Origin of the sequence: Microbacterium sp. str. 'China', from assembly GCF_002993305.1 — a bacterium.
GTDB lineage: Bacteria > Actinomycetota > Actinomycetes > Actinomycetales > Microbacteriaceae > Microbacterium > Microbacterium paraoxydans.
The window spans coordinates 1073200-1090163 of record NZ_CP027434.1 but is presented as its reverse complement, the minus strand read 5'-3'; the positions used below and the strand labels follow the sequence as shown (position 1 = coordinate 1090163).

Below are 16964 nucleotides of genomic sequence, written 5' to 3'. Positions count from 1 at the left end.
GGTGAGGGCATGGAGACCCTGCGCCACATCGTGCTCTTCGTCCACCTCATCGGCTTCGCCGTGCTCTTCGGGGCCTGGGCGGCGCAGGCGTTCGGCGGCAAGCGGGTGTTCACGCGTCTGATGACCATCGGCATGACGATCGCCGCAGTCGCCGGCCTCGCCCTCGCCGCCCCGTGGGGCCTTCCCGAGGGCGTCGAGATGAACTACGCCAAGATCGGCACGAAGCTCGTCATCCTCCTCGCCATCGGCGCCCTGCTCGGGATCGGCACGGCGCGCCAGAAGCGCGACCAGGTGGTGCCGCCCGCGGTCTTCTGGCTCGTGGGCATCCTCACCGCGGTCAACGCGGCCATCGCCGCGATCTGGCGCTGAGGCGCGGATCAGCGGAGGCTGCGCTCCCAGAGTGCGGCTGACTGCTCCCCGACCCCGGCCGTGCGGATGCGCTGGCCGTTGCGTCCCCCGCGGGCGAACGTGGCCGTGACGCCCGGCGGGACATCGGGGGGCGCCACCGGGGTCGACGTCCAGGTGCAGTCGCGCACGTGCACGAGGTCTGCCGCCACCGCCGCCGGATCCTCGTCGTAGCGCCACGGCCCCGTCAGCGTCCCGAGCCAGAAGTACCCGTCGACGTCCCGCGTCCAGACGAGGGTTCCCGTCGGAAGCGCCGCGAAGCGCTCCAGCCGCCGCGCCGCCCGCTCGCCATGACGGGCGTCGACGGCCGCGAGCGCCGTGGTCAGTGAGCGAGGCGGGCTGTCGAGCCGCCCGCCCATGCCGCACACACCTCCGGCGAGCGCGCGCTCGACGGCGACCCCCGGGGCGACGGCGTCGTCGCGGGAGCGCATCGGTGCCCGGTAGGCGATCGGGACATCGGCTCCGTCGTCGGTCATCGGACCGGCACCAGGGTCGCCTCGACATCGCGTCCGTCGACGACGACGTGCATCATCGTGTGCACCGGCTGCCGGCGCCGGTCGGTGGGAGAGCCCGGGTTGAGCAGCCGCAGTCCGTTCGGCGTCACGGTGTCCCACGGGATGTGCGAGTGCCCGAAGACCAGCAGGTCGGTGTCAGGGAAGGCCAGATCCATCCGCTTCTCCCGCCCCGTCGCGGCGCCCGTCTCGTGGATGACGGCGACGGCGGTGTCCTCCACGGTGAACCGCGCGATCTCCGGCAGCACCCGGCGGATCTCGGGGCCGTCGTTGTTGCCGTGCACGCCGTGGAGCACGCGCGCGCGGGCCTGGAGCAGCTCGACGGTGGCGAGATCGACCCAGTCCCCCGCGTGCACGACGACGTCGGCCTCGTCGATCGCCCGGAGCACCGCGTCCGGCAGCCGCTTCGCGCGCTTCGGGACGTGCGTGTCGGCGAGGAGCAGCATCCGCGTGGTCATGGTCCCCCTCCGGCCGGTCTCCCCCGACTCTACGCGGCGGCACAGACGCGCTCGGCACCGTCCCGTCATGAACGTCCAGCGAACTCCCAGGAAGGCGTAGACTCGCCCGAGTCCGCTGGTATACCGGCGGAGGATCGGAGACCCCTTGAGCACCGCCACCACCCCCGCGAACCCCCGCTCGCGCGTCATCACCGCGAGCCTCGTCGGCACCACCATCGAGTTCTACGACTTCTACGTCTATGCGACGGCAGCCGTGCTCGTCTTCCCCACGCTCTTCTTCCCCAGCACGAACGACACCGCGTCGCTGCTGTCGTCGTTCGCCGTCTTCGGCGCGGCGATGGTCGCCCGCCCGATCGGCGCCGTCGTCTTCGGTCACTTCGGCGACAAGTTCGGGCGCAAGGCCACCCTCGTCGCATCGCTCCTCACCATGGGCATCGCGACCTTCGTGATCGGTCTCCTGCCCACCTTCCAGCAGATCGGCTGGGTCGCCCCGCTGCTCCTGCTGATCCTCCGTCTCGCTCAGGGCTTCGCGCTGGGCGGCGAGTGGTCGGGCGCGGCGCTGGTGGCCACCGAGAACGCCCCGAAGGGCAAGCGCGCCTGGTACGGCTCGTTCCCGCAGCTCGGCGCGCCGCTCGGGTTCATCATCGCGAACGGCATCTTCCTCGCCATCAACTTCGCGCTCCCCCACCCCGAGGACCCGGCGCTGAAGTCCGAGGCCTTCCTCTCCTGGGGCTGGCGCGTGCCGTTCCTGTTCTCCGCCGTCATGGTCATCATCGGCCTGTGGGTGCGGCTCCGTCTCGTCGAGTCGGACACGTTCAAGAAGGCGGAGAAGACCGGGGCCATCCGCAAGCTCCCGCTCGCGACCGTGTTCCGGCACCACTGGAAGCAGCTCATCCTCGGCACGTTCATCATGCTGGCGACGTACGTGCTGTTCTACCTGATGACGAACTTCACGCTCACCTACGGCACGAAGGCCGCCGACCTGGAGACCGCCTCGGCCGCCGCCCGTGCTGCCGCGGAGGCGACGGGAAAGGACTTCGACCCGAGCGCGTTCGCAGCGCAGTTCTATCCGGGCCTCGGCTTCGGCTACACGGACTTCGTGCTCATGCAGATCATCGGCGTCGTGTTCTTCGGCATCTTCACGCTGCTGTCCGGGCCGATCGCCGACGCCATCGGGCGCCGCAAGCTGCTGCTGTGGGTCACCGGACTCATCGTCGTCTTCGGCCTGTCGTTCAACATCTTCCTGCTCCCGCAGGCGGACCCGAAGTTCACCGGCGCTCTCACCCAGGCCTTCCTCGTGTTCGGCTTCATGCTCATGGGTACGACGTTCGGCCCGATGGGCGCCCTCCTGCCGGAGCTCTTCCCGACGAACGTTCGCTACTCGGGCTCGGCGATCGCGTACAACGTGTCGTCGATCCTCGGTGCGGCCGTGGCGCCGTTCATCGCGGTGGCCTTGTGGGCGGCCGTCGGCGGCGAGCCCTGGCTCGTGGGGCTGTACCTCTCGTCGATGGCGGTGCTGACCTTCATCGCACTCATCTTCACCCCGGAGACGAAGGACCACGACTACGAGGACGACCTCGGCCTCGCCTCCGCCGTCGAGCTCTAGAGGCCGACCGAACGACGAACGGCGCCCGTGTCCTCGGACACGGGCGCCGTTCGCTGTCATGGTGCGCTCAGGCCCGGAGGAACTGCTCGATCGCGGCTACGGTCTGCGGGGTGCTCCGGTGGAGGAGCGCTGACATTCCGATCTCACGGGCGCCGCGGACGGCCTCCACGTGGTCATCGATGAAGAGGACATCCTCCGGGGCCGCATCCATCCGTTGGAGCGCGCTGCGGTACGCCCGGGCGTCGGGTTTCGCCACTCCCAGCTCGTGGCTGTAACAGATGGGATCGAACACCGCAGAGAACCCGTAGCGCCGTTCCTCCTCCTCGCGCGCGCCATCCGCCGAGTTCGAGAGGATCGCCACCCTCGCCCTTCCCCGCAGCGTCGCGGCGTGCGCGATCAGCTCCGAGTCGGCATGACCGCAGTAGGAATCCCAGAACTCCGCACGCATCTGCGCCTGGCGGTCACTGTCGAGACGCAGCACCGCCCCGAGTCCCTCCCAGAACGCCTCAGCCACTCCCGCTTCGAGGTCGATCCTCGGGAGTGCCGCAGCCGCCAGGCGCTCATCCGCTTCCTGGGGCGTGATGTCAGCCTCACGGCACCAGCGCGCCCACCACTGGTCCTGCCAGGCGTCATCGTCGACGACCTCGAGCACGCCGCCGACGTCGAACAGTATCCACTTCTCCGGCATCCGCTCACCCTAGTCTCGGAGCGGGTGGGGTGTTCTCGCCTGGCCGGGTGCTCACAGCACCACGACGTCGCAGTACCGGGCCGCCGTCTTCGCCAGCCGGTGATCGGCCGTGAGCAGAGGGACGTCGAGGGCCTCGGCGAGCGCGACATAACCGGCGTCGTACGCGGAGACGTCCTCGCGCAGCGACCAGATCCGTGGGATGAGACGACGCAGCGGATGGCGGGTGATCTGCAACGCCCCGAACGCATCGAGGGCCTCGCGGGCAGCGTGTGCCGGCATCGACGACCGCATCGTGAGCCGGCGCAGCACGGACAGGACCTCGATGTCGAGACCCGCGTGTGCATGGAACTCCTCGCCGTGCGTCCAGACCTCCTCGCCGAGCAGGGCCTCGATCGCCGCCGAGGCGTCGAGCACGACCGCCTCGGACGACACGCTCACCTGCGCCCGTCCCGTTCACGATCACGGGCGGCGAGGATGCTCTCGCGCGTCAGGGAGACACCGGCGGCGCGCGCCCGTGCCCGCGATGCCTCCAGGACTTCCGCATTGCTGCGGTACCGGACGAGGTCCTCCAGCTCGCGCGCGACGTAGTCCGACAGGCTCATGCGTTCCGCCGCGGCACGCTCTTTGAGCCGAGCGTGAACCTCATCCGGCAGGTTCCTCACTTGCAGCATGCGAGCCATCCTGTCAGCATCGCATGCGCTCCACATGCGGGCAAGGCCGTGCTGTGGACAACGTGCTCGTCAACACTTCTTGACGCGGGCCCGCCGCGTCAACGAATATTGACGCGAAGGAGGTCCCCATGTCTCAACCGACCACCATCGCCGCGGCCGAGGGCGGCGGACCCCTCGCCGAGCTTCACCGCCTGGCCGCGTTGCGCAAGGAGCTCGCGCGCGCCGAAGAGTCCCAGGTCCGTCGCGCCCGCACGAGCGGCTACTCGTGGCAGGCGATCGCGAGCGCCCTCGGCGTCACCAAACAGGCGGCACATCGGCGCTTCGGGCGCACCTGAGCCCATACAGCCGCCCCATAGGAAACGGCCGTCCCCCGAGTACGGTCGAAGTACCATCTCCAGATCGAGGTCCCCCATGTCCCGCACGGCGACAGCACGCCGACGCGGACGGGGCGCACCGGCCGACGGGCCCCGCGCCACCTTCCGCCAGCTCCTCCCCTTCCTCTTCGAGCACAAGCGCACCCTCGTCGTCGTCGCCGTCCTCAGCGTGTTCGGCGCCGCGACCTCGCTCGTGCAGCCCCTCCTCGTGGGCCAGGTCATCGAGGCCGTGCAATCCGACGGCACGATCGGCGTGCTCGTGTGGCTGCTCGTCGGTTTCGTGATCGTGTCGTCGATCATCTCGGGGTTCCAGCACTACCTGCTGCAGCGCACCGGCACCGCGGTCGTCTACTCCAGCCGCCGCAAGCTCATCGCCCGCATCCTTCACCTGCCGACGTCCGAGTTCGACGCACGGCGCACCGGCGACCTCGTCTCCCGTGTGGGCACCGACACCACGCTCCTCTATGCCGTCCTCACGCAGGGGCTCGCCGACGCGGTCGGCAACGTCGTCCTCTTCGCCGGGGCGCTGATCGCGATGCTGCTCATCGACCCCGTGCTGCTGCTGCTCATCGTCGTGGTGATCGGCGTCTCCGTCGTGGTCGTCGTCGCCCTCAGCGGCCGGATCCGCACGGCGTCCACCGCCCAGCAGGAGAAGGTCGGCGAGCTGGCCTCGGGCGTCGAGCGGGCCGTCGGGTCCATCCGCACCATCCGGGCCTCGGGCGCGACCGAGCGGGAGACCGCGGCGGTGACGGAGCGGGCCTCTGAGGCCTATGGCATCGGCGTGCGGATCGCGAAGATCTCCTCGCTCGTGGTGCCGGTCGCCGGCATCGCCCTCCAGCTCTCCCTCCTCGTCGTGCTCGGCGTCGGCGGCTTCCGCGTCGCCGCCGGAGCCATCTCGATCGCGGCCCTCATCTCGTTCGTGATGTTCCTCTTCCTGCTGGTGATGCCCCTCGCCTCGACGTTCGGCGCGATCACCTCCGTCAACCAGGCCCTCGGCGCGCTCGGCCGCATCCAGGAGGTCCTCGACCTGCCCACCGAGACCCAGGACGACGCCGCCACCGCCGCCGCACTGCCCCGTGACGAGGAGCCCGGTGCGGACGCCCCCGCCCTGGAGTTCCGCGACGTGCGGTTCCGCTACCCGGAGAACGTCGTCGCCGCCCGCCGTGCCGCCGCGAGGGAGGCGCAGACCCTGCTCGCCGATGCGCACCTGGAGCAGACCGAGGCCGCCGTCGACCCGCAGGACCACGAGGTGCTCCGCGGGGTGTCGTTCGCGGTCCCGCGCGGGGCACGGGTGGCGCTGGTCGGTCCCAGCGGGGCGGGGAAGAGCACCATCCTCTCCCTCATCGAGCGCTTCTACGACCCGACGGGCGGCTCCATCCGCCTGAAGGGACACGACACCCGCACCTACGCGCGCGACGAGCTGCGCGCGCACTTCGGCTACGTCGAGCAGGACGCCCCCACCCTCGCCGGCACCCTCGCCGAGAACCTGCGTCTCGCTTCCCCCGGCGCCACCGATGCGGACTGCGAGCGCGTGCTCCGCGCCGTGAACCTCGGCGACGTGCTGGAGCGGAACCCCCTCGGGGTCGACGCTCCGGTCGGCGAGGACGGCGTGATGCTCTCCGGGGGCGAACGGCAGCGGCTCGCGATCGCCCGGGCACTCCTCACGGACGCCCCGATCCTCCTGCTGGACGAGTCGACCTCGTCGCTCGACGGCGTGAACGAGCAGCGCATGCGCGAGGCCATCGACGCGGTCGCCACCGACCGCACGCTCGTCGTGATCGCGCACCGTCTGTCCACCGTCGTCGACAGCGACCTCATCGTGGTGCTGCAGGACGGCGTGGTCGTCGGACAGGGCACGCACGCCGAGCTCGTGGAGTCGACCCCGCTCTATCGCGACCTCGCCCGCCACCAGCTCCTCGCCTGACCCCCTCTCCCCCCTCCCCCCCTACTCCCCTCCCCCTACCCCCTGTCCGCCGCTGAGACCCCGCGTTTCCGCCGAGACCCCGCCTTCCGCACGTATGCGGGGCGGGGTCTCGACGCGAAACCGGGGTCTCGGCGGAAGTGGGTGCCACGAAGGCGGGGCGTCGGAGACCACTCAGCCATGGGTTCGTCTCTGATGCCCCGCCTTCGCGGGTCTGTCTCGACCCGGAGGCCGAGGGTGCCGGCTCCCCCGAACCGGCACCGGTCTGGGGGCTACGCCTTCGCGAGGCGGTAGCGCAGCGACGCGAGCTCCGTGCGGAGGGCCGCGGGCACCCGGTCGCCGAAGGTGTCGTAGAACTCCTCCGTGAGGTCGGCCTCGGCCTTCCACGCCTCGGGGTCGACCGAGAAGAGCTCGTCGAGGTCTTCCGCGGGGATGTCGAGCCCGTCGAGGTTGAGGTCCTCCACGCGCGGCAGGCGTCCGATGGGGCTGTCCACCGCCGGCACGTCACCGGCCACCCGGCGGATGATCCAGTCGACGACGCGGGAGTTGTCGCCGAACCCGGGCCAGAGGAACCGGCCGTCCGCTCCGCGACGGAACCAGTTCACCTGGAAGATGCGCGGTGCACGGTCGAAGCGCAGGCCGCTGCCGACCTTCAGCCAGTGACCGAAGTAGTCGGCCATGTTGTAGCCGCAGAACGGCAGCATCGCGAAGGGGTCGCGGCGCAGCTCGCCGACCGTGCCCTCGGCCGCCGCCGTGCGCTCGGAGGAGATGTTCGAGCCCAGGAACACGCCGTGGGTCCAGTCGGTGGCCTCGACGACGAGCGGCACGTTGCTCGCGCGGCGTCCGCCGAACAGGATGACGTCGAGCGGCACGGCCTCCTCCCAGTCCTCGGAGATCTGCGGGCACTGGGCCGCCGACACGGTGAAGCGCGAGTTGGGGTGCGCCGCGGGACGACCGGAGTCGGGCGTCCAGTCGTTGCCCTCCCAGTCGATCAGGTTCGCAGGCGCCTCGTCGGTCAGGCCCTCCCACCACACGTCACCATCGGGACGGAGCGCGACGTTGGTGAAGATCGTGTTGCCCCACAGCGTCTCGACCGCGGTGACGTTGGTCGACTCTCCGGTGCCGGGCGCGACGCCGAAGAAGCCGGCCTCCGGGTTGATCGCCCAGAGTCGTCCGTCCTCGCCGGGGCGGATCCAGGCGATGTCGTCGCCGAGGGTCTCGACCTTCCAGCCCGGGATCGTCGGACGCAGCATCGCGAGGTTGGTCTTGCCGCAGGCCGACGGGAACGCGGCGGCCACGTGGTACGCCTTGCCCTGCGGATCGATCACGCGGATGAGGAGCATGTGCTCGGCGAGCCAGCCCTCGTCCCGGGCGATCACCGACGCGATGCGCAGCGCGAAGCACTTCTTTGCGAGGATCGCGTTGCCGCCGTAGCCCGATCCGTACGAGTACACCTCGAGCGTCTCGGGGAAATGCACGATGTACTTGTCGTCGTTGCAGGGCCACTCGACGTCCGGCTCGCCCGGCTCCAGCGGAGCGCCGACGGAGTGCACGGTCTTGACCCAGGGCGCGCCCTCGGCGATCTGGCGGGTGACCTCGTCGCCCACGCGGGTCATGATGCCGATCGACGCGACCGCGTAGGCGCTGTCGGTGATCTGCACGCCGATGTGCGAGAGGGGGCCGCCGACGCGACCCATCGAGAACGGCACGACGTACATCGTGCGACCGCGCATCGAGCCCTCGAAGATCTCGTCCATCTTCGTGTGCATCTCGGCGGGGTCGGCCCAGTTGTTGGTGGGGCCGGCGTCCTCCTCGCGCTCCGAGGCGATGAAGGTGCGGGCCTCGGTACGGGCGACGTCGCTGGGGTGCGAGCGCGCCAGGTACGAGCCGGGACGCCACTCGGGGTTCAGCTTGATGAGCTTGCCCTCGTCGACGAGTCCGCGCAGCAGCCAGTCGTTCTCAGCGCGCGAGCCGTCCACCCAGTGCACGGCGTCCGGCTGCGTGAGCGCGCGGATCTCTTCGACCCAGGCCACGAGTTCCGCCATCGCAGGGGTGTCGTAGGAGGGGGCGGTGCCGAACGTGCGCGTCGGGGCGACAGGGGACGTGCGAGGGGTGAGGACTTCGGCCATGGCCATGACTGCTCCTTCGAAGTGTGGGGCGTTGCTTCCATCTTCTTCGCCCTCGGCGCGGACTTTCGGCCAAATCGAGCGATAAGAATCACGCTTCTTTCGCTAGACTCAAACTATGGCGTCCTCCGGCATCCACCTCACGACCCTCGGCCACCGCATCCGGCACCGCCGCCTGGAGAAGGGCTACACGCTCGACGAGCTGGGAGCCGTCGTCGGGGTCGCCGGCTCCCAGCTCAGCCTCATCGAGAACGGCAAGCGCGAGCCCAAGCTCTCCCTCCTCCAGGCGATCGCGCAGGCCACCGGCACGGAGGTGACCGACCTCATCTCCGGCGAGCCGCCGAACCGACGCGCGGCCCTGGAGATCGAGCTGGAGCGGGCGCAGGAGAGTCCGGTCTTCCGTCAACTCGGGGTGTCGCCCGTCCGGGTCACGAAGGGCATGAGCGACGAGACCATCGAGTCCATCCTCGGGCTGCACCGCGAGCTGCAGCGCCGCGAGCGCGAGGCCATCGCGACCCCTGAGGAGGCCCGTCGCGCCAACACGGAGCTGCGCCTGCGGATGCGCGCGCAGAACAACTACCTCCCGGACATCGAGAAGCTCGCGGAGAAGCAGCTCAAGGCGGCCGGCCATTCGCAGGGCGCCCTGACCCACCGCACCGTGAGCATCATGGCTGAGAAGCTCGGCTTCGAGCTCATCTACGTCAACGATCTGCCGCACTCGACGCGCTCGGTCACCGACCTCGAGAACGGCCGCATCTACCTGCCCCCGGCGTCCATCCCCGGCGGACACGGCCTGCGGTCCATGGCGCTGCAGGCCATGGCGCACCGCCTGCTCGGGCACACGCCGCCGACCGACTACGCCGACTTCCTGCAGCAGCGCCTGGAGATCAACTACTTCGCCGCGTGCTGCCTGATGCCGGAGACCGCCGCGGTGGCCTTCCTGCAGCAGGCGAAGAAGGACCGCAACCTCGCGGTGGAGGACTTCCGCGACGGGTTCGGCGTGACGCACGAGGCCGCCGGTATGCGCATGACCAACCTGCTCACGCAGCACCTCGGCATGTCGCTGCACTTCCTGCGCGTCGACTCGACCGGAGCCATCACGCGCGTCTACGAGAACGACGACCTGCCGCTGCCGATGGACGTGACGGGAGCGGTGGAGGGACAGCGGGTGTGCCGGAAGTTCCAGGCCCGCTCCGCCTTCACGGAGCAGAACCGCACCGTCGAGCACCACCAGTACACGGACACCCCGTCCGGCACGTTCTGGTGCTCCACGCAGACCGGGTCGTCGAGCGAGGGCGAGTTCTCCGTCACGGTCGGCGTGCCGTTCGACGACGCCCGGTGGTGGCGGGGACGCGAGACGAACGACAGGGCCGTGTCGACCTGCCCCGACGAGGCGTGCTGCCGTCGCCCGTCGGCCGAGCTCACTGAGCGCTGGAAGGGTCGGGCGTGGCCGAGCGCCCGCGTGCACACCCACATGTTCTCGCCGCTCCCCCGCGGCATGTTCCCCGGCGTGGACGACAACGAGGTCTACAACTTCCTCGGTCGCCACGCCAGCGAGTGACGTCGACCCACCCCCTTGCGTCCACCCCGGCCCGTTACGCGCGGCCGTAAGGGGCCGGGACGCGCGGAAGGGGGTGGGTCGACGCGAGGTCAGGCGAGGAACGCGGCGAAGCGGGCGAGTGCGGAGGCGACGGCGGCGGGATCCTCGGGTGCAGTGAAGAGCTCCGGAGGGGTGGTGTGGGCGGCGGCGGCGTGCGTCCAGCAGCCGATCACGCGGCCGTGCTCCACGACGGTCGCCCGGACCATCCCGTTCTTCCCCGGTCCGACGGCGGCGAGGTACTCGGGGTCACAGACGACGGTGCGGTCGGCGTAGGAGATGTAGTACTCGTCGAAGGCTCCGAGGGCGAACACGGCCGGACGGCCTGCCGCGCGCCGGGGCGGGGTGCGGCCGACGAAGACCCCGTCGTCGGCCTCGGTCACCCGTGTCGCCGCGCGCTCCGCCGCCTCCCTGGACCGCCCGAGCGTCAGCCCCGACCACCTCGCGAAGTCCGCGACCCCGGCGGGCCCGTGTCCCTCGACGTAGCGGACGAACAGCTCGGCCAGCGGGTCCTCCGGGTGGGCGTGATCGCGGATGTGGTCCGCCGCGAGCACGAACCGCTGCTCCCGCGTGATGCCCTCCCGCGGCACGACCGGCCCCTGCACGAGCACGCCGGAGACCGTCAGCGCGAACAGCAGGTGGATGCCGCGCTGCCCTGAGGGGTCGATGCCGATGCCCTCGAGCACCGGGAAGATCTCGCCCCGGGTGAGGCCGCCGTCACGGAGCCGCGGCGTGAGCTCCCGGACGACCGTGTCGATCATGTCGTCGTCGATGCCGAGCTGCCGCTGCCGGGAGGCCGCCTGCTGCAGCTGTCGTGCGGCCGTGACCTCCAGCACCCAGCCGAGGTCGCGCGCGGGGATCGTGTGCAGCGTCCCCCGCATGGCCCAGGCCCGGACGAGGTCCCCACGGTCGAACGCGGCGTCGACGTCACGAAGCCGTACGTCGCCTTTCGTCCGCAGGGCCAGCGCCCACCGTCCGGCCGTGAAGTCCTGGCTCTGCGTCGCGAGAAGCCGCGCCGCCGCCCCCGCCACGTCCGGCTCCGGCGCCGTGAGCCCTTGGAACCGCAGCCGCTCCTCCCGCCATCGTGAGGTCTTCATACCCCTCATCATGCCGCGACCCACCCCCTTTCGCCTGCCCCGGCCCGTTGCATGCGCACGCAGGGGGCCGGGCTGGGCGGAAGGGGGTGGGTGGACGGGAGGGGTCAGAGGGTGACTTCGCGGCGGGCGGGGAGCACGACCGGGTGCGACCCCGCCATGGTCTCCAGCACCCGGATCACCTGGCAGGAGTAGCCGAACTCGTTGTCGTACCAGACGTAAAGGATGAGGGTGTCCTCGTCGGCGATCGTGGCCAGGCCATCGACGATGCCCGCGCGGTGCGAGCCGACGAAGTCCGTGGAGACCACCTCCGGGCTCTCCACGTAGTCGATCTGCTGCCGGAGCTTCGAGTGCAGCGAGACCCGGCGCAGGTAGTCGTTGACCTGGTCCTTGGTGGCGGGGCGCTCCAGTGTGAGGTGCAGCACCGCGAGCGAGACGTCCGGCGTGGGGACGCGGATCGCGCTGCCCGTGAGCTTGCCCTCGAGCTGCGGCAGAGCCTTGGCCACGGCCTTCGCCGCCCCGGTCTCGGTGATGACCATGTTCAGCACGGCGGAGCGACCGCGGCGGTCACCCTTGTGGAAGTTGTCGATGAGGTTCTGGTCGTTCGTGAACGAGTGCACGGTCTCGACGTGACCCTTCACGACGCCGTAGGCCTCGTCGATCGCGGCGAGCACCGGGGTGATGGCGTTGGTCGTGCACGACGCCGCGGAGACGATGCGGTCTTCCTCGGTGATCGTGTCGTCGTTGATGCCCTGCACGATGTTCTTCAGCGGGCCCTTGCCGGGGGCGGTCAGCAGCACGCGGGCGACGCCCTTCGCGCGGAGGTGCTGGGAGAGTCCGGCCTCGTCACGCCAGCGGCCGGTGTTGTCGACGACGATCGCGTCGTCGATGCCGTAGGCCGTGTAATCGACGGCCGCCGGGTCGTCGGAGTAGATGACCTGGATGCGCGTGCCGTTGGCGATGATCTGCTCGGCGTCCTCGTCCACCGTGACCGAGCCCGCGAAGCGGCCATGCACCGAGTCGCGCAGCAGCAGAGACGCGCGCTTGACGAGGTCGTTCTCGGAGCCGCGGCGCACGACGATGGCGCGGAGCCGGAGTCCGCTGCCCCCGCCGGTGTGCGCGATGAGGATGCGTGCCAGCAGGCGGCCGATGCGCCCGAAGCCGTAGAGCACGACGTCGGTCGGCGGTGCCGGGACCGCGCCGACGGCCGGGGCCAGGGTCTCGGCCAGGTACTCCCCGAGCGGGCGTCCACTCGAGGCGTGCCCTTCCACGAGGCGGGCCACGTCGATCGACGAGGCTCCGGGGGCCAGGGCGTGGATGCCCTCGAGCACCGCCAGGCTGTCCTCGACCGCCAGGCGCTCGTGTCCGAGCTGGGCCACGCGCTCGTGCACCTCGACGAGGCCGGTGGCCGAGAGGCCGAGCAGGCGATGCCCGTGCAACGAGGTGACCACGTCGCGCTCGCGCTTGAGAGCCCCGATGAGCGGGATCATCCGCTCCGCCAGCTCTTCGCTCGCCGTCCATTCGTCGCGGTGTGCCGCGGAATCGTTCATCTGCGTCCTTGCATGTGTGAGCGCGCGCCGAGGTCGCCGGCGCGCACGAGGTTGCCGGGGTGTTCGGGGGATGACTCCAGGGTACAAGCCGCGGAACCACGCGCCGAATCGGCCGACGCGTGGCCTCCCGTGCGCGAGAGTTTTACGTCTACACTGGTGGAATAATGAGCAGCGCACTCCTCCGCGACGACGCCGACCTCCTTCTCCGCGGCGGCCGCATCCACACCGTCGACGCCACCGATTCCGTCGCCACCGCGATCGCCGTCCGGGACGGGGTGATCGTCGCCACGGACGCCGCCGCCGAAGCCCTCCCGGCCCGCGAGATCGTGCAGCTGGACGGTCGCACCGCGATCCCCGGCCTCAACGACGCCCACCTCCACGCCGCCTGGCTGGGCGCGCGCTGGCCGCACCTCTTCTTCTCCGACACCCCGCCCGAGGAGCAGCCCACCGGCCGCCTCGTGGCCACGGCCGACGAACGACACGCGGCCCTGCGCCGGGCCTGGGCACTGCTCGCGGAGTTCGGCATCACCAGCTACACGGAGCCGGGCATAGGCCCCGGGGAGGACGACGGCGAGACCGGCTGCTTCGGCACCGACATGCTCGACGCATACGTGCAGCTGCACCGGGAGGGCGCGCAGACCTCGCGCGTCACGCTGCTGCGCCTGTTCGGGACGATCGACGGCGAGAGCTCCCTGGAGGACTTCGCCGCCGGACTCCCGGTGCCGCCCCCGTCGACCGACCCCCGCTGGCTCGCGATCCCCGGCGTGAAGATCTTCGCCGACGGCATCCCGCCGATGGCCACCGCCTGGACGTCGGCCCCCTACCCCGACGGGACGACCGGGCATCTGCTCACGCGCGGCGATGCCGATCCGCTCAGCGCCTTCCAGCGGATGATCGCGCTGGCCGCGGGTCGGGGTCTCCAGATCGCGGTGCACGCCACCGGCGACCGCTCGATCGAGGAGTTCCTCACCGCACTGGAACGGCACGGCCGGACACCCCCGCCGCCGGCACCCCACCACATCGTGCACGGCGACCTCGCGACCCCCGCGCAGATCCGCCGTGCGGAACGCCTCGGCGTCGGCTTCGCCGTGCAGCCCCTCATCGCCGCGCACACGCACTCCTGGGCGGCCGTGCAGCTCGGCGAGGCCCGCGTCGCCGCGGCGTGGCCGCTGGCCGAGATGCTCTCCTCCGGGGCGCTGACCACCGTGACCAGCGACGCCCCGATCGCCACGCCGGACTGGCGCCCCAGCCTCGATGCCTCCCTCGCCCTCCTCGCCGCCGACGGCCGGGCGGACGACGCCGCGACCCGGCGCCGGCTGCTGCGCACGATGACGGCCGACGCCGCGATCCAGGACGGCGCCGCGAGCTGGAAGGGCACCCTCGAGCCCGGCAAGGTCGCCGACATCACGGTGCTCGATGAGGATCCGTGCACCCCGGGTCGCCCGTTCGCCGACCTTCGGGTCGAGCGCACCATCGTCGACGGCCGCACGGTGTTCGCGCGCGACTGACCACCCGAGCCACGAAAACGGCGGGCGGCATGTTCACGCATGCCGCCCGCCTCTGATCCCCCTCGGACCAGTCTCGAACCGCGGTCGTCAGACCGCGGTGGCCAGGAGCACGCGCGGGCTCCCCGGCAGGGCGACGGTATCGCGCACCGCCCAGCCGGCGTCCGTCAGCCAGCCACGGACCTGCGACTCCGGGTACACGACGGTGCCGTCGATCACGAGGTACTCCCCCGCGTGCAGGGCGTCCAGCGCGCGCTGCTCGTCCTCGTCGTCGAGGAAGAAGTCGAGCACGGTCAGCGTCGCCCCCTCGACCGCTGCGGCACGGAGCCGGCGGAAGATCTGCGCGTTCTCCTCCGCGGAGAAGCGGTGGATGACGTGGTTGGCGAACACCGCGTCGTAGGCGCCCTCGGGGGCCGCAGTCGCCGTGTCCCCCACCTCGACGGCAGCCCGGTCGGCGACGCCCGCCGCCTCGACCGCCTCGGCCACGCCGTCCTCGAATCCCGGGGCGTAGACGAACGTCGTATGCAGCTCGGGGTTGCGCGCCATGACGGCGAGGGCGAACTCGGCGGACAGACCACCGAAGTCGAGGGCCTTCGTCGCGCCGGCGAGCTCGACGAGCCGGCCAAACTCCTGCGCGTGCAGGCGGTTGTACGTCATGACGCCGGCCATGAACGTGCCCCACCGCGCGTCGTCCATCTGCAGATCGCCGGGCTCGGTCGTGTCGACCGTGTGCGCGAACTGCAGCCAGTGCGGGTAGCTGATCTCGTCGAGGAACGTGAGGAACGGAGCGAGGTCGATGACCGCGCCCTCCCCCGTGAGGTAGGCGGAGGCGTCCGGAGCCAGGGCGTAGCGCCCCTCCGTCCGGACGAGGAGACCCTTCGCGGCGAGGGCGTCGGCGAGCAGCCGGGCGATCCGCTCGCTCACCCCGCAGCGCTCGGCGATCGCCGCGGCCGTGTCGGCGCCCGCGGCGACGGCGGCGAACAGCCCGATGCGGCTGGCCTGGAAGAGCTGCTTCGCGGCCATGTAGCCGGTGGCGATGTCGAGGATGCGGGCGGCGTCGGGGGTGGGGGTGTCGGTCATGGCGGATGCCTTTCGGTATGTCTACGAACGTGGGAAATAAAGGACAGGAGGACGCCGGGCGTCGGACCGGCGGGTCAGTCCGCGAGGAACCCGCGTACGGCGTCGCGGAACGCGGCGGTGTGCAGTGCCGCGAGGTGATCGCCGGGGACGCGCCGCACCCGGACGTCCGGCAGCCGCGCGGCGAGCTCGTCGATGCCCGCGGCCATCGGGTCGTCCTCGCCACCCAGGAGCAGCACCGGCATCGTCGGCGCTCCGGCTTCGGGCGCGAACGGCTCGGTCGCGAGCCCCTCGATGAGGTCGAGCAGATCGTCCGGGCGGTTGCCGGGCAGGCCCACCATGTGCACGATCATCCCGGTCAGCGGATCGACGGGAGACGGTCCACCGGCGATGGCGGCTCGCGCGGCGGAGAGGCCGACGAGCGCGAAGGGCTCCCCCGCGCTGAGGCCGCCGAGCACGAGACGCCGCACCGCGACACCCGGGTGCCGGGCGAGGTCCCAGGCGAGCCGGGCCCCGAGCGAGTAGCCGACGAGGTCGACCTCGTCCGGGCCGATCGCTGCGGCGAGCGCGTCGAGCACCGCGGCGGTCGGCACGACTCCGAGCCCGGGGGCGTCGCCGTGCGCCGGCAGATCGAGGACCCGGCGCGGCCGATCGCCGAGCACCGCCGTCCACTCACTGTCCGGCCAGTCCTGCGTGCCGCGCGAGGCGAGGCCGTGCAGGAACACCACGGGTCGTTCCGGGGGAAGGGTCATGACGGGCCGTCCTCTCGGGACCGGCCCCTCGCCCTCAGCGCAGCCGCGCGAGGAACCGGTCGATGTAGTTCTCGTAGTCGGCGATGCGGTCGCCGTCCGGGTACATGAGGTTGATGACCGTCGCACCGACCGCCGCGGAGATGTACTCGTCCGCCAGCGGGCCGTAGTCCTGATCGCGGATCGACCCCTCGTCGCGGGCCGCCTCCATGCGCGCGATGAGCGAGGCTCGCCAGGAGCCCAGGTGTCCGCGGTAGAGCTCGGCCAGCGACTCGTTCGCCATCGCGTACTCCCACAGCGCCAGGAGCACCCGGCCCGCGGCGATCTGCTCCGGGTCGCGCGGCACGGTGGCCTGCAGGAAGCCGCGCAGCGCGTCGTCCGCCGCCACCGGTTCCTGCCCGGCGGCCTCCACGCCCTCGGACATCTGCTGCAGGATCGTCTCGAACGTCGCCGCGACGATGCTCTCCTTCCCGGGGAAGTAGTGCTTCAGCGCACCGTTCGCGAAGCCCGCCTCCGCGGCGATGCTGCGCATGGTCGCCGCCTCGAACCCACCCTTCAGGATGATGCTCTTGGCCACCTCGACGATGTCCCGTCGCCGCTGGTCGTGGTCGATGATCTTCGGCATGGCGTC

General features: G+C 71.1%; 17 protein-coding genes. 6 read left to right on the top strand and 11 right to left on the bottom strand.

Annotated elements, in window-relative coordinates; genetic code table 11:
* Nucleotides 1–9: 9 nt before the first annotated feature.
* The gene (locus C6C15_RS05160) at nucleotides 10–369 is read left to right on the top strand and encodes a hypothetical protein (RefSeq protein WP_025103902.1); all 360 of its coding nucleotides are present in this window, start codon (nucleotides 10–12) and stop codon (nucleotides 367–369) included.
* A gap of 8 nt (nucleotides 370–377) precedes the next feature.
* Here C6C15_RS05160 and C6C15_RS05155 read toward each other — a convergent pair whose 3' ends face one another.
* Nucleotides 378–881: a GAF domain-containing protein gene (locus C6C15_RS05155; protein ID WP_105949451.1), complete on the bottom strand. Its 504-nt coding sequence runs from the start codon at nucleotides 879–881 to the stop codon at nucleotides 378–380.
* Entirely contained in the window at nucleotides 878–1375 is a 498-nt protein-coding gene (locus C6C15_RS05150; protein ID WP_105949450.1) for a metallophosphoesterase family protein, read from the bottom strand. The genes C6C15_RS05155 and C6C15_RS05150 overlap by 4 nt, the downstream gene beginning before the upstream one ends.
* Before the next feature lie 145 nt (nucleotides 1376–1520).
* On the opposite strand from C6C15_RS05150, the gene C6C15_RS05145 reads away from it, so the two are divergent.
* On the top strand, nucleotides 1521–2981 hold the full coding sequence (locus C6C15_RS05145; RefSeq protein WP_060923458.1) for an MFS transporter: 1461 nt from the start codon (nucleotides 1521–1523) through the stop codon (nucleotides 2979–2981).
* 67 nt (nucleotides 2982–3048) lie between these two features.
* On the opposite strand, the gene C6C15_RS05140 is transcribed toward C6C15_RS05145, so the two are convergent.
* The 3 genes from C6C15_RS05140 to C6C15_RS05130 are packed head-to-tail and all read right to left on the bottom strand — an operon-like array spanning nucleotide 3049 to nucleotide 4349.
* A complete protein-coding gene (locus C6C15_RS05140) occupies nucleotides 3049–3669 on the bottom strand; it encodes an HAD family hydrolase (RefSeq protein WP_234024220.1) in 621 nt (206 codons plus the stop codon).
* Nucleotides 3670–3720: 51 nt separating this feature from the next.
* Nucleotides 3721–4107 carry a type II toxin-antitoxin system VapC family toxin gene (locus C6C15_RS05135; RefSeq protein ID WP_158698520.1) on the bottom strand — a complete coding sequence of 129 codons (387 nt, stop codon included), beginning with the start codon at nucleotides 4105–4107 and terminating at the stop codon, nucleotides 3721–3723.
* Nucleotides 4104–4349, bottom strand: coding sequence for a FitA-like ribbon-helix-helix domain-containing protein (locus C6C15_RS05130; protein ID WP_136050761.1), 246 nt, complete (start codon nucleotides 4347–4349; stop codon nucleotides 4104–4106). Before C6C15_RS05130 ends, C6C15_RS05135 begins: the two co-directional genes overlap by 4 nt.
* Nucleotides 4350–4468: 119 nt before the next feature.
* Between C6C15_RS05130 and C6C15_RS05125 the strand changes: the two genes are divergently transcribed.
* Nucleotides 4469–4675: a transcriptional regulator gene (locus tag C6C15_RS05125; RefSeq protein WP_105949447.1), complete on the top strand. Its 207-nt coding sequence runs from the start codon at nucleotides 4469–4471 to the stop codon at nucleotides 4673–4675.
* Nucleotides 4676–4751: 76 nt separating this feature from the next.
* Nucleotides 4752–6638 (top strand): ABC transporter ATP-binding protein, encoded by a 1887-nt coding sequence (locus tag C6C15_RS05120; RefSeq protein WP_060923461.1) that lies wholly within the window; start codon nucleotides 4752–4754, stop codon nucleotides 6636–6638.
* A gap of 269 nt (nucleotides 6639–6907) precedes the next feature.
* Here C6C15_RS05120 and C6C15_RS05115 read toward each other — a convergent pair whose 3' ends face one another.
* Nucleotides 6908–8770 (bottom strand): phosphoenolpyruvate carboxykinase (GTP), encoded by a 1863-nt coding sequence (locus tag C6C15_RS05115; protein WP_199787691.1) that lies wholly within the window; start codon nucleotides 8768–8770, stop codon nucleotides 6908–6910.
* Between the two features lie 109 nt (nucleotides 8771–8879).
* Between C6C15_RS05115 and C6C15_RS05110 the strand changes: the two genes are divergently transcribed.
* Entirely contained in the window at nucleotides 8880–10322 is a 1443-nt protein-coding gene (locus C6C15_RS05110; RefSeq protein WP_105949446.1) for an XRE family transcriptional regulator, read from the top strand.
* An 89-nt stretch (nucleotides 10323–10411) separates the two neighbouring features.
* On the opposite strand, the gene C6C15_RS05105 is transcribed toward C6C15_RS05110, so the two are convergent.
* Nucleotides 10412–11455 (bottom strand): winged helix DNA-binding domain-containing protein, encoded by a 1044-nt coding sequence (locus C6C15_RS05105; protein WP_105949445.1) that lies wholly within the window; start codon nucleotides 11453–11455, stop codon nucleotides 10412–10414.
* 104 nt (nucleotides 11456–11559) lie between these two features.
* A complete protein-coding gene (locus C6C15_RS05100) occupies nucleotides 11560–13002 on the bottom strand; it encodes a glyceraldehyde-3-phosphate dehydrogenase (RefSeq protein WP_105949444.1) in 1443 nt (480 codons plus the stop codon).
* Nucleotides 13003–13166: 164 nt separating this feature from the next.
* Between C6C15_RS05100 and C6C15_RS05095 the strand changes: the two genes are divergently transcribed.
* Nucleotides 13167–14510 (top strand): amidohydrolase, encoded by a 1344-nt coding sequence (locus tag C6C15_RS05095; protein ID WP_105949443.1) that lies wholly within the window; start codon nucleotides 13167–13169, stop codon nucleotides 14508–14510.
* A gap of 87 nt (nucleotides 14511–14597) precedes the next feature.
* Here C6C15_RS05095 and C6C15_RS05090 read toward each other — a convergent pair whose 3' ends face one another.
* From C6C15_RS05090 to C6C15_RS05080, 3 genes are all read right to left on the bottom strand, one after another.
* The gene (locus C6C15_RS05090) at nucleotides 14598–15587 is read right to left on the bottom strand and encodes a methyltransferase family protein (RefSeq protein WP_105949442.1); all 990 of its coding nucleotides are present in this window, start codon (nucleotides 15585–15587) and stop codon (nucleotides 14598–14600) included.
* Between the two features lie 74 nt (nucleotides 15588–15661).
* The gene (locus C6C15_RS05085) at nucleotides 15662–16336 is read right to left on the bottom strand and encodes an alpha/beta fold hydrolase (RefSeq protein WP_105949441.1); all 675 of its coding nucleotides are present in this window, start codon (nucleotides 16334–16336) and stop codon (nucleotides 15662–15664) included.
* A gap of 34 nt (nucleotides 16337–16370) precedes the next feature.
* The gene (locus C6C15_RS05080; protein WP_025103887.1) at nucleotides 16371–16958 is read right to left on the bottom strand and encodes a TetR/AcrR family transcriptional regulator; all 588 of its coding nucleotides are present in this window, start codon (nucleotides 16956–16958) and stop codon (nucleotides 16371–16373) included.
* Between the last annotated feature and the right edge of the window lie 6 nt (nucleotides 16959–16964).

Bases quoted from the DNA above. Each gene is read 5' to 3' on its own strand.
- C6C15_RS05090 (WP_105949442.1), bottom strand. From the start codon at position 15,587: ATGACCGACACCCCCACCCCCGACGCCGCCCGCATCCTCGACATCGCC.
- C6C15_RS05155 (WP_105949451.1), bottom strand. From the start codon at position 881: ATGACCGACGACGGAGCCGATGTCCCGATCGCCTACCGGGCACCGATG.
- C6C15_RS05095 (WP_105949443.1), top strand. From the start codon at position 13,167: ATGAGCAGCGCACTCCTCCGCGACGACGCCGACCTCCTTCTCCGCGGC.
- C6C15_RS05160 (WP_025103902.1), top strand. From the start codon at position 10: ATGGAGACCCTGCGCCACATCGTGCTCTTCGTCCACCTCATCGGCTTC.
- C6C15_RS05140 (WP_234024220.1), bottom strand. From the start codon at position 3,669: ATGCCGGAGAAGTGGATACTGTTCGACGTCGGCGGCGTGCTCGAGGTC.
- C6C15_RS05120 (WP_060923461.1), top strand. From the start codon at position 4,752: ATGTCCCGCACGGCGACAGCACGCCGACGCGGACGGGGCGCACCGGCC.
- C6C15_RS05110 (WP_105949446.1), top strand. From the start codon at position 8,880: ATGGCGTCCTCCGGCATCCACCTCACGACCCTCGGCCACCGCATCCGG.
- C6C15_RS05085 (WP_105949441.1), bottom strand. From the start codon at position 16,336: ATGACCCTTCCCCCGGAACGACCCGTGGTGTTCCTGCACGGCCTCGCC.
- C6C15_RS05115 (WP_199787691.1), bottom strand. From the start codon at position 8,770: ATGGCCATGGCCGAAGTCCTCACCCCTCGCACGTCCCCTGTCGCCCCG.
- C6C15_RS05125 (WP_105949447.1), top strand. From the start codon at position 4,469: ATGTCTCAACCGACCACCATCGCCGCGGCCGAGGGCGGCGGACCCCTC.
- C6C15_RS05130 (WP_136050761.1), bottom strand. From the start codon at position 4,349: ATGGCTCGCATGCTGCAAGTGAGGAACCTGCCGGATGAGGTTCACGCT.
- C6C15_RS05080 (WP_025103887.1), bottom strand. From the start codon at position 16,958: ATGCCGAAGATCATCGACCACGACCAGCGGCGACGGGACATCGTCGAG.
- C6C15_RS05150 (WP_105949450.1), bottom strand. From the start codon at position 1,375: ATGACCACGCGGATGCTGCTCCTCGCCGACACGCACGTCCCGAAGCGC.
- C6C15_RS05100 (WP_105949444.1), bottom strand. From the start codon at position 13,002: ATGAACGATTCCGCGGCACACCGCGACGAATGGACGGCGAGCGAAGAG.
- C6C15_RS05105 (WP_105949445.1), bottom strand. From the start codon at position 11,455: ATGAAGACCTCACGATGGCGGGAGGAGCGGCTGCGGTTCCAAGGGCTC.